The organism is Bradyrhizobium sp. IAR9 (genome assembly GCF_013408065.1).
Taxonomy (GTDB): Bacteria; Pseudomonadota; Alphaproteobacteria; order Rhizobiales; family Xanthobacteraceae; genus Bradyrhizobium.
The window spans coordinates 80757-97001 of record NZ_JACBZW010000004.1 but is presented as its reverse complement, the minus strand read 5'-3'; the positions used below and the strand labels follow the sequence as shown (position 1 = coordinate 97001).

The following is a 16245-nucleotide window of genomic DNA, read 5'->3' as shown; positions in this document are numbered from 1 at the left end:
ATCCCTGAAATGTCATCTGGCGAGCCGCATTCGAGGGGGCTCGCGGGAGGTTTGGTTATCCGACAGATCCGTCGAGCGAGATCGAGATTAGCTTCTGCGCCTCCACTGTGAACTCCATCGGCAGTTTTTGCAGAACTTGCTTGACGAAGCCGTTGACGACGAGGCCGACCGCCTCCTCCTGCGAGAGACCGCGCTGGATGCAGTAGAACAGCACGTCCTCGGAAATTTTTGAGGTCGTCGCTTCGTGCTCGAAGGTCGCCGAAGAATTCTTCGCCTCGATGTACGGCACGGTGTGCGCGCCGCATTTATCGCCAATCAGCAGCGAGTCGCAGGCGGTGAAGTTGCGCGCGCCGGTCGCTTTCCGGTGCGCGGTGACAAGGCCGCGATAGGTGTTCTGCGACTTGCCGGCCGCGATGCCCTTGGAGATGATGCGGCTCGACGTGTTCTTGCCGAGATGAATCATCTTGGTTCCCGAATCGACCTGCTGGAAGCCGTTCGAGATCGCGATCGAGTAGAACTCGCCGCTCGAATTGTCACCGCGGAGAATGCAGCTCGGATATTTCCAGGTGATCGCCGAACCCGTTTCGACCTGGGTCCAGGAGATCTTCGAACGGTTGCCGCGACAGTCGCCACGCTTGGTGACGAAATTGTAGATGCCGCCCTTGCCTTCCGAATTGCCGGGGTACCAGTTCTGCACCGTCGAATATTTGATCTCGGCGTCGTCATGCGCGACCAGCTCGACCACGGCGGCATGCAGCTGGTTCTCGTCGCGCTGCGGCGCGGTGCAGCCTTCGAGATAGGAAACGTAGGAGCCCTTGTCGGCGATGATCAGCGTGCGCTCGAACTGGCCGGTATTGCGCTCGTTGATGCGGAAATAGGTCGACAGCTCCATCGGGCAGCGCACGCCCGGCGGCACGTAGACGAACGAGCCGTCGGAGAACACCGCCGAGTTCAGTGTCGCGTAGAAATTGTCCGAGGTCGGAACCACGGAGCCGAGATATTTCTGCACCAATTCAGGGTGCTCGCGGATCGCTTCCGAGATCGGCATGAATATCACGCCGGCCTTCTTCAGCTCCGCCTTGAACGTGGTCGCAACCGAGACCGAATCGAAGACCGCGTCGACCGCGATCTTGCGCCTGGCGGGATCTTCTTCGCCGGGCTTGGGCTCGACGCCTTCGAGCATGGCGACTTCCCGCAGGGGAATGCCGAGTTTCTCGTAGGTCTTCAGGATCTCCGGATCGATCTCGTCCAGCGAGGTGACCGTCTTCTTCGGCTTCGGCGCCGCGTAGTAGTAGAGGTCCTGGAAGTCGATCTTGGGATAATCGACGCGCGCCCAGGTCGGCTCGGTCATGGTCAGCCAGCGCCGATAGGCCTCGAGCCGCCACTGGAGCATCCAGTCCGGTTCATTCTTTTTCTGCGAGATGAATTTTACGATCTCTTCCGAGAGCCCCTTGGGCGCCTTCTCGGAGTCGATCAGGGTCTCAAACCCATAACGATACTGGTCGACGTCGATGCGCTTCACGCGCTCGACCGTCTCTTGTACGGCTACCATTGCCCGCTCCACTCGCGCAACGACAAGTCCCGTTGGAGAGGATTCCGCCACAATCTATCTGAGCGGATCGCGCAAGTTGCCGCCGACTCGGGGTCAGCGAGTGAGAGAAATAGAAGACGGATCCAAAAGGCGGCGGCGGTCGATCGCGTTTTCATCATGTTTCGTGCCGGAGCTCCTCTCATCGGCTACTCAACCTACGCCGGCACGCAGGTATCGGGCACCGGACAAACGACGGCGCATTGCGGCGCGTCAAAGTGCCCCTCACATTGGGTACACTGGGTCGGATTGATCACATATATGTCGTTCTTCAGGTTGATCGCGGCATTGGGACATTCGAACTCGCATGCACCGCAGACGGTGCACTGGGATGCGATTATCTTGTAGGCCATCACTGCGATTCCATGAGCGAAAGTTGCGGGACAGCTTCTTGCTTTCAAGTCTTGTGCCAGACAGTTTAACTTGATTTTGTCTGGGCCATTTTCGAGAACGCAAGTCGCCGTCTCGACACGGTGTCGCAAATCCTACACCGCGCATGACAGTAGCTTGAGCTCGATGCCGTGGTTTGCGCATGGTTGATCTCACGGCAGTCAGTGATCAGGTGAACCGCGTTCGCCAGCCTCAGGGAACGATCTCCGATCCTTGCTAAGGCCGCCGTGCCGCGGCGATGGATGCGCCGCGCGACTTCAAAAAGTTCTCCGCCGGTGTATCAGGTCGACCCGAGCCGCATCTTGATGGTTCCACTCACCGGGCAGAGGCGCCTTCAGCGACAGCACCACGGTAACCCGCCCAGTCATCACCGGCCTGGTTGGCGTCGCCAAGACAGTCAGAATCGCGGCGATCGGGCCAGACAAAGTCGTTCCGGTGATCGCGGGCCCCCACCGGACCCGCAGGACGCATTCTCAATTGCCCTGGATTACCCGGCAAAACCGGCATTCATATGCGCTGTATGGACCGAAAGTACATTGTCTCGCATCGTGCGGGGACTAAAGCCGGGCGTTCGTCTGGTGATCCTCCGCTTCGCTCCAAGTTCGAAATGCATACCGGCGCCGGTCAGCAGATCGATGGAGTCGAAAAAAAGCCACCCCGAAGGGTGGCCTAAGTCAGGGAGGAAACGCCCATAAGGGCCTCTGGGATCAGGCCGCAGCCTGTTCGATCGGTGAGAAGGGCAGCCCAAGGCTTTCGGCCACCGCTTCGTAAGTTAGCCGGCCCCGATGGACGTTGAGGCCTGCGCGCAAATGCGGATTTTCGAGCACGGCAGAAAAGCCCTTGTCGGCCAGAGCCAAACCAAACGGCAGCGTCGCGTTGTTCAGTGCCTGGCTCGAGGTCAGCGGCACGGCACCGGGCATATTGGCCACGCAATAATGAATGATGCCATCCACTTCGTAAGTAGGATCAGCGTGAGTGGTTGGGTGCGATGTCTCAAAGCAGCCGCCCTGATCGATAGCGACGTCCACGAGCACCGCCCTCTTGCGCATCGAGCTCAGCATGCTCCGGCGGACCAGCTTCGGCGCGCTCGCACCTGGAACGAGCACCGCACCAATCACCACATCCGCCGCAAATACCTCTTCCTCGACAGAGCCGATAGTCGAAAACCTGGTGCGAGCGCGTCCTTCGAATAGCTCGTCCAGCTCGCGGAGCCGGAGTATCGAACGGTCGATGATGGTCACCTCTGCGCCCAGACCAACCGCCATGCGTGCCGCGTGCGTACCAACGACGCCACCTCCGATCACCACGATTCTGGCAGGCTGAACACCGGGCACCCCACCGATCAACAGCCCTCGTCCGCCTGCACTCCGCTTCAGGGCGCTGCCCGCCGCTTCGATCGCAAGCCTACCCGCGACCTCGCTCATCGGCGCCAGCAGCGGAAGACCACCATGCGGATCAGTTACGGTCTCGTAGGCGATCGCAGTGCATCCAGATTTCAGGAGGCCCTTGGCCTGATCCGGGTCGGGGGCCAGATGCAGATAAGTGAACAGGATCTGATCTTCCCGCAGCTGACACCATTCGGATGGCTGAGGTTCCTTAACCTTTACGATCATCTCGCTCGATGCGAATACCTCGGCTGCGGAGGTTAGAATCGTTCCGCCAACATTGCGATAATCGTCATCGGTTGCACCAATACCAGCGCCCGCATTTGTCTCGATCATCACGCGGTGGCCCGCTGCCACGTACTCGCGGACAGCTCCCGGGGTAAGGCCCACGCGATATTCGTGCGCCTTGATTTCCTTGGGGACTCCGACCTTCATTTGAAAACTCCCTGCCTGGAGCGCCTTTCTAATCGGAAGCGAGCAGCGATATTGCGACGCAGCCGTCGAAATGGCGCAGAAATTCAACGATATTTGACAAGCTTCGCAGGATTTCAAACCCAAGGGGGTGCCGAGCGATCGTGTGACCATGCTCGCTGAGCTTAACGTCGGAACTGCGCGATGGCGATGAATTGTCTCGAATTGCGTTCTCGGCTCGTGGAAAAGCTATCAACCGAAATTGAGCACGCCTAAAGAGCGAAACCGCAGTCTGCCGGTTGGGCAGATTGTCCATAGAAGGGATCGCTTTCAGAGCTAATGGGTGATGGGTGATGGCTCATGACGATTGATCATAAACTTGGTTTGCAAAAACTGGATGATACGCAGCGTGTTAACAGATGCGAGGCAATTGTTCGCCCCACAACCAGTCGACGACTCGTCGACCGCCGAAACTGGTCGCCATCTGCACAAATTTCCGATTGTCAGCCACTGCTTCGCCGATATCAGCTGCGTCGGACCCGAGCGGGTGCGCCTTCATGGCTGCAAGCACGGCATCGGCCAAATCAGGCGCGACGATCGCAACGAGCTTGCCTTCGTTGGCGACATGGATCGGATCGAGTCCAAGGAGTTCGCAGGTAGCCGCAACCGCCGGCTTCACCGGAATGGATGCTTCCTGCAGACGGAACCCGAGCTCGGATTGATGCGCAATCTCGTTCAGCGTCGCGGCAAGCCCACCGCGCGTGGGGTCGCGCATCACCCGGATGCAGCTACCGCCGGCGGCAACCATGACCTCTACGAGGTTATGCAACGCTGCGGAATCCGAGACGACCTCGGTTTGAAAAACGACGTTCTGGCGTTTTGACATGATCGCCACCCCATGATCGCCGACGCTACCGGAGACCAGCACACGGTCACCGACCCTAGCCTTGTCGGCCGAGAGATCGAGCCCATCGGCCACAATCCCGATCCCTGTCGTAGAGATGAACAGACCATCCGCCTTGCCGCGCTCGACGACCTTGGTGTCTCCGGCAATGATGTAAACGCCGGCACTGCGCGCTGCCGCGCCCATGGAATCCGCGATCACCTTCAGATCAGAAAACGGGAAGCCCTCCTCGATGATAAAACTGGCCGACAGATAGAGGGGACGCGCGCCGGACATGGCGACATCATTGATCGTGCCGTGCACAGCCAGTGACCCGATATTGCCGCCGGGAAAGAACAGCGGCGAGACCACATAGCCGTCGGTCGTCATCACCATCCTGCCTGCCGCAACGTCAAACGTCGACTGATCATTGCAGCGGGCGAGCCATTCATTACCAAAGGCTTGGTGAAAAAGGCCGGAGATCAGCTGTGCCATGGCACGGCCCCCTGATCCGTGGGAAAGATCAACGCGTCCGTTCTCGACGTCGAGCTTGCGTTGATAACCCTTTACGCTCATGACGTCCGCCTCAACGGTTCATCGCGAACTCGGCCATAGGTCCAATACGCCGCACAAGCGCCTTCCGATGATACCATGCAGGACCCTATGGGAGTTTCTGGCGTGCAGACGGTTCCAAACAGCTTACAATCGACCGGCCGCTTGGCGCCACGCAGGATCGCGCAGCACTCGCACGCCGGATTGTCTGCGACACGCAGGTCGTGGATCGCAAAACGCGTCTCAGCGTCGAATTGCGCGTAAGCCCGTTTCAGCTTCAGTCCGCTGTTGGGTACGAGTCCGAGCCCGCGCCATTCAAACTGCTCGCGCAGTTCGAATATCTGCGATACCTCGTCCTTGGCGCGGCGATTGCCGTCACGCGTCACCGCCCGACTGTATTGGTTCTCCACCTCGTAGCGGTCTTCGTTCACCTGCCGCACCAGCATCAGAATCGCCTGCATCACATCGAGCGGTTCAAATCCCGCGATCACGATCGGCTTGCCAAATTGTTCTGCCAGGGGCTCGTAAGGCTGCGTACCGATAATTGTGCTAACATGTGCAGGCCCGATGAAGCCGTCAATTGGAACCCCGCCGGTGTCGCGAATTTTGGGGTTCTCGAGAATGCTGTGCATCGCAGAGGGTGTAAGCACGTGGTTGCAGAACACACTGAGGCCCTTCAGCCGCTTCTTCTCGGCAATTCGGATCATCACCGCGGTCGGGGGCGTCGTGGTCTCAAATCCGATGGCAAAGAAGACCACCTCGCGGCTCGGCGCCTGTTCTGCGAGCCGGATAGCGTCGAGCGTCGAGTAGACCATCCGAATGTCGGCGCCGAGCGCTTTAGCTCGTAACAGGGACTGTCCTTGCGACCCAGGCGCGCGCATCAGGTCACCGTAGACGCACAGAGTGACCTCTGGTCGATCGACAAGCCGGACCGCCATGTCGATTCGACTGGCGGGCAGAACGCAGACGGGACAACCGGGCCCGTGGATCATGCGGACGTTCGCGGGCAGCAGATCCTCCAGGCCATAACGGGAGATCGCATGAGTGTGCCCGCCGCAGAATTCCATGAACCGATAAGCTCTTTGCGAATTAACCTCGGCGCCAATCGCACGCGCAATTCCCTGCGCGATGGCCTTGTCGCGAAACTCGTCGGCATATTTCATGATCGGCGTTCCCCTGCGCCGCCTAGCTCCTGCAGCAGCTCCAGCGTGCGCTTGGCTTCCATCGGATCGATCTTGGCCAGCGCATAGCCGACATGGACAAGGACGAAATCGCCGACCTCGAGCTCGTCGACGAGAGCGATCGATATCTCCAGGCTGATGCCATCGATGGACACTATGGCCACGTCGTTGGGAAGAATTTTCGCAATCTTTGCCGGAACCGAAAGACACATATCAGGCTGTTCCTACCCTGGCGGACGAGTGTTGAGCTATCTGCAGGGCGGCAATCCAGGCCTGGCCAAGGCTCAAACCGCCATCATTGGGCGGCACCCGCCGTGGCACGAGCGGGGTAAGGCCGGCAGCGCTGCAACCGCGCGGGATTTCATCCGCCAGCACCGCGTTCAGGAAGCAGCCGCCGCTCAGAACGACGGTATTAACGCCCGTTGTCCGAGCGGACCGCGTGACCCAGTCGACGCAGGCGGCGGCGAAGGTGCCCTGAAACAGCCCGGCTCCTCCCACCGCGTCAATGTCATCTGCAATCAAGCGTGCAAACAGCGGACGAAGCGACAGCTCGCCGCCATCGATCGTCCAGCCGGCTTCGAGAATCGCGGTCCGCCGCGCCAGCGCCTCGAGCTTCATCGCCGCTTCGCCCTCATAGCTCTGCAAACTCGCAATCCCCAGCAGCGCCGCTGCCGCGTCGAACAACCGGCCCGCACTGGTCGTGGTGGCCCCGCCCGGCTGTTCGAGCAAGGCCGACACACATCCAGCCTGCCGTTGCGCCGCAAAGCGCGGCCCGATTTCGTTACCCCGGCCGAGCTCATGTAATACTGCGCTGGCCATGCGCCACGGCTCGCGGGCTGCACGATCTCCACCAGGCATTTGCAGGGGCGCTAAGTGCCCGATGCGTCGGCACCTCGTCCCTTCGCACAACAATAGCTCGCCACCCCAATTACCGCCCTCGGAGCCAAGGCCATGGCCATCGAGCACGAGGGCAAGCGCAGGTCCCGTATGGCCATGCTCGGCGATCACCGCGGCAGCGTGTGCGTGGTGATGCTGGACAGCGACCAGCGCGCGGCCATTTGCTTCCGCAAACCGGGTAGAAGCCATATCGGGATGCAGATCGTGGGCGATGGCGACAGGCTCCACATCGAGGCTCGATGTGAGGTGTCGGACCGTCTCCTCGAACGCACGGATGCCTTCGGCCGTATCCAGATCGCCAATATGCTGAGAGACGAACGCTTGGTTGTCCCGCGTGATGGTGACGGTCGATTTCAGTGCGCCGCCGACGGCAAGTACGGGCGGCACAGACATCACAAGCCTGATCGGTTCGGGAACATAGCCACGGGCACGACGAATGAATTGCGGCCGGCCAGCCACGACCGACACCACGGAGTCATCAGCACGCGTCACTATATCGCGATCATGGGTCACGATAAGGTCGGAGATCCCCTTGAGTCGCCCCAGCGCCTGCGCGTTGTCGATCAGGAGCGGTTCGCCGCAACGATTGGCACTGGTGGCGACGATGACCGGGCCGGTCCGCTCACATGCTCCTGCTGAGCGAAGTCCATGAAGGATGAGGTGATGCAGCGGCGCTACTGGCAGCATAACACCCACGCGCGATAAGCCAGGAGCTATGGCGGGCGCCAAATTGTTGCGCGAAGGCAGAAGGACGATGGGGCGTGCTACGGATTCGAGCAGCGCAAGCTCTGGCGCGTTCGCCTCCGCGAGGTCGCTGACGCGCTCTATGGAATCTACCATAACCGCGAACGGCTTCTGAAGGCGCTGCTTTCTCCTGCGCAAACGCTGCACCGCGTCCTGGTTACGCGCATCGCAAAGAAGCTGGTATCCCCCGAGCCCCTTGATCGCCACGATTTGTCCCCCCGCGATTGCCGCGACCATGGTGCTGATCCCATGGCTGAGCCGAGGCCCGCATGTCGGACACGCGATCGCCTCCGCATGAAACCTGCGGCTCGCCGGATCGGCATATTCGGCCGCGCAGGCGGCGCACAGCCTAAAAGCCCTCATCACGGTGTTGCGCCGGTCGTACGGCAGCCGTTTGGCGATGGTGTAGCGTGGGCCGCAATGGCAGCAACTGATGAAGGGGTAAAGGTAATGCCGATTTTCTGGATCGAACAGCTCGCTGAGGCATTGCTGGCAGGCAGCAGCATCAGCGACGATCTGCGTTGACAATTTGCCGCCTTCGCTCGTGCCGATCGAAAAGCCTTTCGCCGCGAGCGCCGCAGTCTCCCGAACGCAGATATCATCGATGCGTGCCAATGGAGGCGCCTCGAGCGGCAACGTGGCGACAAACTCCAACGCACGTTGGCCCTCGACCTCGATCGTAACGCCTTCGGGGCCATTGATGACAAATCCCGCCAATCCGTAGCGCATGGCGAGTCCATAGACGTAAGGACGAAAGCCGACCCCTTGCACGGCCCCACTCACGCGCACGCGCAGCCGCGTTCGGTCGCAGGTGGTTGGCGCGCTCATCGCCTTATGTCCTCTAGGGCACGCCTCTGATGCCCCGCCTGTCTATCGATCCAGGCGTAGAGCGCGTCAAAACCCTCACCCGTACGAGCCGAAACTACAAGCACGTCGATCTTTGGATTGACTCGTCTAGCGTATCCGATCGTCTTGCCCAAATCGAACTCAAGCAGCGGGGCCAGATCAATCTTGTTGATCACCATGAGCGAAGAAGCGGCAAACATGTCAGGATATTTGAGCGGCTTGTCTTCACCTTCGGTAATCGACAGCACTACGACCTTGCAGGCCTCGCCAAGATCGAAGGCTGCGGGACAGATTAGATTACCGACGTTCTCGATGAAGAGAATGCCACCCGTGAGCAGCGGCAAGCGGCGATAAGCCTCGCCAATCATCGCAGCGTCGAGATGGCAACCCTTGCCGGTGTTGACTTGAATGGTTGGCACGCCGGCGGCCCGAATGCGTTCGGCATCATTCGAGGTCTGCTGGTCGCCTTCGATGACCCCGACCGGCCGGCTACGCTTGAGCTCAGACACCCCGCGGACAAGCAGCGTCGTTTTACCTGCACCGGGACTGGACAAAAGATTAAATACAAGCAGGTCATCGGCGACGAAGAGCGCACGGTTGTCCGCCGCAATCCCATTATTCTTGCCAAGAATATCGCGCCCAATCTGGATGACCCGCTTTTTGCCTATGCCCGCGGCCTTCAAGCCAGCCGGCCCGGCGCCGCAGCTCGGAAGCGCCTGCCCACCGTGAGCCTGGTGATGGGCAGAGCGACGATGGCGACTATGACTATCGCCAGCATGGTTTGAACGCTGCGGACCTTGGTCCTCATGCGGATGGGCACAATAGCGATCGCAATCGTTCTGCACATGGGCATCGGATCGCTCATGGCTCTTCGCATCATGCGCCTTGGCGCGTTTGCTCGACGGCGTCTCTTCGGTGCAGCCGCAAACGGTACACATCAATCGATCTCCAGCTTTTTCACGCGCATCTGTTCGCCCGCGGTTACCTGCAACTGATAGCTGCCGCAGAAAGGACAGCATTCACCTCGTCGCGCAATCTCGACGCTCTTTGAACAGCTCATGCACCAGGCAACGCCTGGCAGTTCGACGATATTAAGGACTGCACCCTCGGCAACGGTCCGCCTCGCAACGACCGCAAAGCAGAACCTGATCGCTTCAGGCGCGGCATGGCTCAGCGCTCCCATCTCTAGACAGACGCTCCGCACCCGCGAAAGCGATCGGTGACGTACCTCCTCCTCGACGATTTGAATGATGCCAAGACAAATCGCCATTTCATGCATCGCCAACTTCGCGAAAATTGAGTGTGAACCCGACGCACGGATCGAGCGATGCAATCACCGCATCGACTGCATCCCGACGTCGCCTATCCGTCAGCACCGCGCCCTGCAGGCTGCGGACAAGCGGTCCGCGCGGGTGGAAATTCCACTCCGTCGGCGCAAGGAATTCGAAGAGGGATATCCGGCCCTGAGAATCAAGCTCAACCGCGTGGTAGAGACGCCCCCTGGCGCATTCGACCGCGGCCGCCGCACGGCCGGGCCCTAACTTATATCTTTCGATAATCCCATGCTCCGCCGAGTCAATCTGAGCACCGGCCCTTAGCCAGGCACATAACCGGAGGGCTTCGGCAATTCTGGCCCTCAGCCGCTCGGCCGCACCGGAGGGGCTCGGCGAGAGCCGATCACTCGTCATTTGGCGCGCCCATGGGCCCGTCTCGGGCACCTGTCCGTCAAGATCTGGACAATAGCAAAATGTCGTGCCATCCACGAGCAGCCGTTTAATGATGTTGAGGTCGTCAGCAACGGACAGGAACGAGTGCTCCGCCGGAATTGACTTCAGGCCGATCTCATCAAGCCTTGCAATGCGAAGCGCCAATGGGCTACCGGACCTCACTGCGCCCCCCTCATTCGACATGCCGAGCGCGTTCAGCGCAGCCACGATCCGCGCTGTTGCTTCGCATTGAGCTGAGCCCCAGGCCGGCTGTGCGCTGCCGACAAGCGCTGACATTCCCCGCATAAGAGAGCGGATTGCCGCCGCACTGGCGATGTCTTGCGCAAGATGTCCGACAAACACGCCCCGTAGCAACTCCGCGATGCGCTCGATAACGATAAGCGCAATACGATGCTGTTTTGTCGTGCGGGTGATCACTTCGTCGCGCGCCGTCTCGACCGCGGACAGCAGTGCAGTTTGCTGCGCAGCGGCACACAACGCGAAGAGCCGCGGCAGCACCTTGAGCAGCAACGAGGCTTGTTTGCCAGCGAACAACCGCGCCAGCGGCGGCCGGACTCGCGGCAGGATCTCGATCGCGGCGACTACGTCGGCAGCTACCGATACGGTTACATCGATTTTGTTCTGGGCAGCGAGGCTCATGCGCACCGCTCCGCCAACATCCTGCGCGAGTTATGCCGGCGGTCGCTGCGCCCCCGCCGTCTACGGGATTCCACCCGACGCCGAACGTTCTCCAAGCTCCTCATGTGAAGTACGCCTTGATAATTTCCTGCATGCGCTCAACAGAGTCCTGGAAATCCTCGTCGGCAGCCAACGCAACAATCGGTACGCCGCCGACCTCCAGCGTATCAAGGATGATATTGTCCGTAGAACTGAAGAACTGCACCGACCAGACGTTCCTGATCCCGGTCGCCTGCACTCGGCACGTGCTGTAGCCACGGAAGATGAGTTGGACCGGGCCATTGCCCACGCTTTGCTGCAGGAATGTTAGGTCGATAGCGCTCATCGGCAGCAAGGTGAGATTGATGACATGCGCGCGCATGCCAAAGCGCCAGACGCGCGCCCGCTCGCGTATCTCGGCGAGCACTGGTTGCACGTTCATTGCGCCGTCCGGCGCCGCGCCGATCGCAAGATCGGCGGACGTCAGGTCAGTTGCAGCGCGCCGGACAATCTGCGGGATCGCTCCGACCTCAATATATTCGTCCGCCGGCTCGCTCCCGATGCGCACGCGCCAGATTCCCGCAAGCACGGACTCCCGGATTTGCGCCAAGGAGCCATCTGGCAGCGCAACCACGCCAGCGACCTCACCTTCTCCGAGCAATTCGCCTATCAGCTTGCGCTCGGGATCGGTGAGATTCGCGAGTCCGTACAGTTGTGTTCGAGCGCTGCTTCTCTGACTGCCAACGGCAGCAGCGGTATTCGATAATAGCGCCATGGCATTCGGATAGTTCCTTGCAAGCCCGTCGCCTTCGTGCCAAGCGCGCTTGGCGAGCGCAGTCGCACTCGACAACCCGCTATAGAATACATCGAGACGTCCAGAGCCCGTGGCAAGGTTACTCGCCGCCCCGTCGGCGCCGTCGGATACAACGCGGATCGCTGTTTTCATGATGCGATGTTCCGTTGGCTGTATCGAGAGGCAGTGCACGTGCCGACACAAGCGCTGCCGGCGTGTGGCCGAACCATCGGTACCGAGATGCGATTGATCGTGACCAAACGGACCGGTCTCCTGCCGATCAGGCTGAGTGTATCGTGCCGATGGCACAGGATCGGCGTCGACGGGCCTCGCAGCCCGAGCCACTCAACCAGTACGCCACCTACGCAGCGCTCAGGCACTGTACCTTTCATGCGCCGCCGAAACGCCTTGACGATCTCACGAAGTAAGAATGCGACGTGGATGATCCGGAGCGAATATAGGGGATCGACCGCCGGCAGCGGCATCACGGCCGCCCTCAAGGGAGCGTGCGCGACCAGGCGCGCATCGACGCTGACGCCCTCCACGTCGGACGGAGCGGGCCGCGTCAGACCATGCCGCGTCGGCTGCAACTTCATCACACGCCTTCCTGATCATGTTCGGTTCTGCTAGCAGGGCATTAGCAAGGCGCATGCCAATCACCGCCTGGCCGCGACTCGCGCTCGAACCAACGGGCTCGAAAAGCATGACACTTCGATGCAAGGTTACGTCCGACTGCGATACGATTTGTGCGCAAGCCTGGTCGGCGCAACCGGCGAGCGGAACTGCTAGCGTAGGTGCTCCGGCAATTGCGGCTCATGACCGATCAAATCCGCAAAGAAGCGATCGCAGTCCTGGCCGTTGAGGCTTGCCTCAAGCCCGGCAAGTGCTTCCGAGATCAGCCTTGCTTCATTTTCGTCCAAAAGCCGCACCGCGCTGTCGATATGAACGAGCACCTTGGCGCCGGCCGAGGCGTCGGAGAGCAGCATGACCGAGACGCGGCGCTGTTCATTGCCATACTCGCACAGCGCCGTGATGCCGTCGGTCTCGACAATCGTCATTGGCAAGCCAAGGCACATGGTCAATCGCAGGCCGCTAGATCGGCTGCGCCCCCATCTCATAGTTTGCATGGTCGATATTGTTCGCCAACAGCCGTTCTGAAGCAGGCAGCGGCGCGGTCCGCGGCTTTGCCGGCGAGTCCCATTGCGCCAGGAGTTTGCAAGCCAGCTCAATCGCAGGCGCAATCTGAAGGCGTACCGGGGCGGTCAGCGGACCGCCCCAATGCTCCAGGTCCAGCGGCTGACAACCGATGAGAGCGAGCTCTCGCGGGCGGCGGCCAAGCAGGTCGGCCGCACTCAAGACCTCCTGAAAGCCGGTCTGATGCAGGCTCACCTTCTTGGCGGCGGTAAATGTTGGCACTTCCTCATCTCGCACAAGCTTCAACTGCCCGGGCAGCAATCCATAGTCGATGGCATCGAACACGATCAGGCAATCAGCCTGCTCAAGAAAACTGACGAGGTAGAGACCCTGTGTGCCGCCATCGAGGACGGTTACGTTGTCATCGATGGCGTAGCGGCGATGAAACTCCTCGACCACCCGCACGCCGAATCCCTCATCGGCCCACAGGATATTGCCGATGCCGAGCACCAGGATCCTTTTCTTATGATTCAGCATTCGCTTGCCAGCCAATCGCGGAGCCCGCGCTGACCCGATATCACAGAAGAGATGCTCCGGCGCGACATGAGTCTTCCCGGACCACCGCGTAGATGTGGACCAGCGCGAAGGTCACGATCACCCACAGGCCGAGATGATGCCAAGTATGGACGTCCTGACTGTTCGGCCAAATTGAAAATACCCAGCCGAACAGCTTGTGCTGCCAGCTGTCAGTACCGGTACCTTGCCCATAAAGTGCAAAGCCTGTGACGACCATGAACGTGATCGTCTGCGTAAACATGAAGAACATCGCGAGCTGAGCAAGACGGTTGTGCCCGACGCGCCTCTCGGGCTCAACTGTAAGGAACGCATACAAGCGAATCTCGTGGTACACCTCACGCCAAAAGCACCTGCGCCAGAGCGGCACCCAAAAGATCTGCATGGCATGCGCGTTTCCGATTAACGCCCAGTAGATCCGCAGAAGAAAGCCGATACTGAGCACATATCCCGCCGAGAAATGAGCAAAGCGGATATAGCCGAACAGGAAATTGCCGCTTTCCTCTCCCGACATCGCCGGTATCCCGGATCCAATGACATAGCCGGTTAAACTCAGCATCAGAATGGCCGCCGCATTAACCCAATGCCACAGTCGCACCGGCGCGTAAGCGATACCAGCGCCGATGCTCCGTTCAGTGGGTTCCGCATCGACGGCGGCAAGGAGCTTTCGAGCTCTGTCCAGCATGTCGTTAACGAACCCTGATTGAGGCCATTTCCTGGCCGTCAGGACTCATCACGTGGGTCGAGCAAGCCAAGCACGGATCAAAGGAATGGATCGTGCGCAAGATCTCCAGGGGCCGCTGCGGATCGGCCATCGGGGTACCGATCAGGGAGGCTTCAAAAGCGCCAATATTGCCCTTGTGATCGCGAGGAGATCCGTTCCACGTCGTCGGCACGACACATTGATAATTGTCGATCTTGGCGCCCTTGATCTTGATCCAGTGCCCAAGTGCACCGCGCGGGGCCTCACTGAACCCGAAGCCCTTGGCCTCCTTGTGCCAGCTTTCCGGCTTCCACCTACTGACATCGGCAGTTGCCGTATTGCCTGCCTTGATGTGGATTACCAGCTTATCTTGAAAATAACGCATCTGATGCGCCGCCCACTGGCATTCGAGCGCCCGAGCTGCAGTACGGCCAAGCGTCGAGAACAGCGCAGTCAGGGGAAGATTGAGCCCGTTGAGCAGTCTCTCGGCCGGCTCCTTGAACTCGGCTTTGCCTTGTGCATAACCGATGATGTATCGCGCCAATGGCCCGACCTCCACGGCGTGGCCGCGCCAGCGCGGCGCTTTGATCCAGGAATACTTGCCGCCTTCGTCGAGTTCCTTGATATCTGTCTTGTTGCCTTTAAGTTTTGGCCCAAGTTCAAAACGCGGCTCGGTGATACCGTCCCAGGGATGCAGTCCACAGCAATCGCTAGGGTATTTATACCATGAATGCGTGACGAATTCCTGGATCTGCTCGGGATCACCATGGTCGATCGGCAGTATCTCCTTGAGATTGCCACCGAGAATGACCCCACGCGGCAGCTTCAAACTTTTGGCGGAACAGTCATTTGCGATTTCGGGGATGTCGCCATAGGACATCACGCTCTTGCTCGAAAGTCCGCCGCCATGAAGCCAGTCCTTATAGAACGAGCAGATCGCGGCAATGTCGGGCAGGTAGACCTGCTCGACAAATTCGATCGAACGGTCGATGATCGAGGACGCGATGTTCAGACGCTCCATATTGATCGCACCCACCGCACCAGTTCCCTCGATGTTGATCGCACAGGGCACGCCGCCGACCAGCCAGTTCGGATGCGGGTTCTTACCACCATAGATAGCTTGGATCTTGACGATCTCCTTCTGGAAGTCCAGCGCTTCCAGATAATGCGCTACAGCCATCAGGTTCGCTTCCGGTGGCAGCTTGTAGGCCGGATGCCCCCAATAGCCATTCTTGAACGGACCGAGTTGTCCTGATCCGAAGAATTTGGTGAGCCGGATCTGCAAATCCTTAAAATAGCCAGGGGACGACAGCGGCCAGGGCGAGATAGACTGCGCGAGCGCAGAGGTCGACTTGGGATCGGCCTTGAGCGCGGAGACCACGTCGACCCAATCCAGCGCGTGCAGGTGATAGAAATGTACGAGGTGATCATGCACGAGCAGGCACAGCTGCATGATGTTGCGGATCGAATTGGCATTCTCCGGAATGGCAATTCCTAGTGCATTTTCAACCGCGCGCACGGAGGTGAGCGCATGCGTGCCGGTGCAGACCCCGCAAATCCGCTCGGTGAACGCCCAGGCGTCGCGCGGATCGCGCCCGCGCAAGATGACTTCGATGCCACGCCACATCGTCCCGCTTGAGACCGCATTGCGGATCACATTGCCGGAATCGAGATTGGCTTCGACACGCAGGTGGCCTTCGACCCGCGTCAGCGGATCGATGACGATTCGCCTGCCTGAACGATCGAGATTGAACCCGTTCGGTGTCTGGACGGCCACCGTC

15 protein-coding genes and 1 pseudogene are annotated in these 16245 nt (G+C 60.0%); all 16 read right to left on the bottom strand.

Translation table 11 applies throughout. The features are described 5' to 3' along the window. Positions 1-55 precede the first annotated feature (55 nt). Positions 56-1552: a Fe-S cluster assembly protein SufB gene (gene sufB, locus GGD67_RS12725; RefSeq protein WP_179733159.1), complete on the bottom strand. Its 1497-nt coding sequence runs from the start codon at positions 1550-1552 to the stop codon at positions 56-58. A 194-nt stretch (positions 1553-1746) separates the two neighbouring features. Continuing rightward, on the bottom strand, positions 1747-1941 hold the full coding sequence (locus tag GGD67_RS12720; protein ID WP_091956552.1) for a 4Fe-4S binding protein: 195 nt from the start codon (positions 1939-1941) through the stop codon (positions 1747-1749). Between the two features lie 744 nt (positions 1942-2685). Then, complete coding sequence (gene ald / locus GGD67_RS12715) at positions 2686-3798, bottom strand: alanine dehydrogenase (RefSeq protein WP_179733157.1); 1113 nt, start codon at positions 3796-3798, stop codon at positions 2686-2688. 388 nt (positions 3799-4186) lie between these two features. Continuing rightward, positions 4187-5233, bottom strand: a complete 1047-nt coding sequence (gene hypE, locus GGD67_RS12710) for a hydrogenase expression/formation protein HypE (protein WP_179733155.1) — start codon at positions 5231-5233, stop codon at positions 4187-4189. Beyond that, positions 5230-6372, bottom strand: a complete 1143-nt coding sequence (gene hypD, locus GGD67_RS12705) for a hydrogenase formation protein HypD (RefSeq protein WP_179733153.1) — start codon at positions 6370-6372, stop codon at positions 5230-5232. The genes hypE and hypD overlap by 4 nt, the downstream gene beginning before the upstream one ends. Then, positions 6369-6545, bottom strand: a complete 177-nt coding sequence (locus GGD67_RS12700; protein WP_312013677.1) for a HypC/HybG/HupF family hydrogenase formation chaperone — start codon at positions 6543-6545, stop codon at positions 6369-6371. The genes hypD and GGD67_RS12700 overlap by 4 nt, the downstream gene beginning before the upstream one ends. 58 nt (positions 6546-6603) lie before the next feature. Next, on the bottom strand, positions 6604-8859 hold the full coding sequence (gene hypF / locus GGD67_RS12695; protein ID WP_179733149.1) for a carbamoyltransferase HypF: 2256 nt from the start codon (positions 8857-8859) through the stop codon (positions 6604-6606). Continuing rightward, the gene (gene hypB, locus GGD67_RS12690) at positions 8856-9815 is read right to left on the bottom strand and encodes a hydrogenase nickel incorporation protein HypB (RefSeq protein WP_179733147.1); all 960 of its coding nucleotides are present in this window, start codon (positions 9813-9815) and stop codon (positions 8856-8858) included. The genes hypF and hypB overlap by 4 nt, the downstream gene beginning before the upstream one ends. Next, positions 9815-10156 (bottom strand): hydrogenase maturation nickel metallochaperone HypA, encoded by a 342-nt coding sequence (gene hypA / locus GGD67_RS12685; RefSeq protein ID WP_179733145.1) that lies wholly within the window; start codon positions 10154-10156, stop codon positions 9815-9817. The genes hypB and hypA overlap by 1 nt, the downstream gene beginning before the upstream one ends. Further along, a complete protein-coding gene (locus tag GGD67_RS12680) occupies positions 10149-11243 on the bottom strand; it encodes a nickel-dependent hydrogenase large subunit (RefSeq protein WP_179733143.1) in 1095 nt (364 codons plus the stop codon). Before GGD67_RS12680 ends, hypA begins: the two co-directional genes overlap by 8 nt. 100 nt (positions 11244-11343) lie before the next feature. After that, positions 11344-12207 carry a hydrogenase expression/formation protein gene (locus GGD67_RS12675; RefSeq protein ID WP_179733141.1) on the bottom strand — a complete coding sequence of 288 codons (864 nt, stop codon included), beginning with the start codon at positions 12205-12207 and terminating at the stop codon, positions 11344-11346. Further along, a complete protein-coding gene (locus tag GGD67_RS12670) occupies positions 12204-12650 on the bottom strand; it encodes a hypothetical protein (protein ID WP_179733140.1) in 447 nt (148 codons plus the stop codon). Before GGD67_RS12670 ends, GGD67_RS12675 begins: the two co-directional genes overlap by 4 nt. A 189-nt stretch (positions 12651-12839) precedes the next feature. Next, the gene (locus GGD67_RS12665; RefSeq protein WP_104461859.1) at positions 12840-13130 is read right to left on the bottom strand and encodes a HypC/HybG/HupF family hydrogenase formation chaperone; all 291 of its coding nucleotides are present in this window, start codon (positions 13128-13130) and stop codon (positions 12840-12842) included. Between the two features lie 16 nt (positions 13131-13146). Then, positions 13147-13725 (bottom strand): HyaD/HybD family hydrogenase maturation endopeptidase, encoded by a 579-nt coding sequence (locus GGD67_RS12660; protein ID WP_179733138.1) that lies wholly within the window; start codon positions 13723-13725, stop codon positions 13147-13149. Next, positions 13719-14446, bottom strand: a pseudogene (gene cybH / locus GGD67_RS12655) (Ni/Fe-hydrogenase, b-type cytochrome subunit). Before cybH ends, GGD67_RS12660 begins: the two are co-directional and overlap by 7 nt. A gap of 4 nt (positions 14447-14450) precedes the next feature. After that, on the bottom strand, positions 14451-16241 hold the full coding sequence (locus GGD67_RS12650) for a nickel-dependent hydrogenase large subunit (RefSeq protein ID WP_179733135.1): 1791 nt from the start codon (positions 16239-16241) through the stop codon (positions 14451-14453). Positions 16242-16245: the final 4 nt, after the last annotated feature.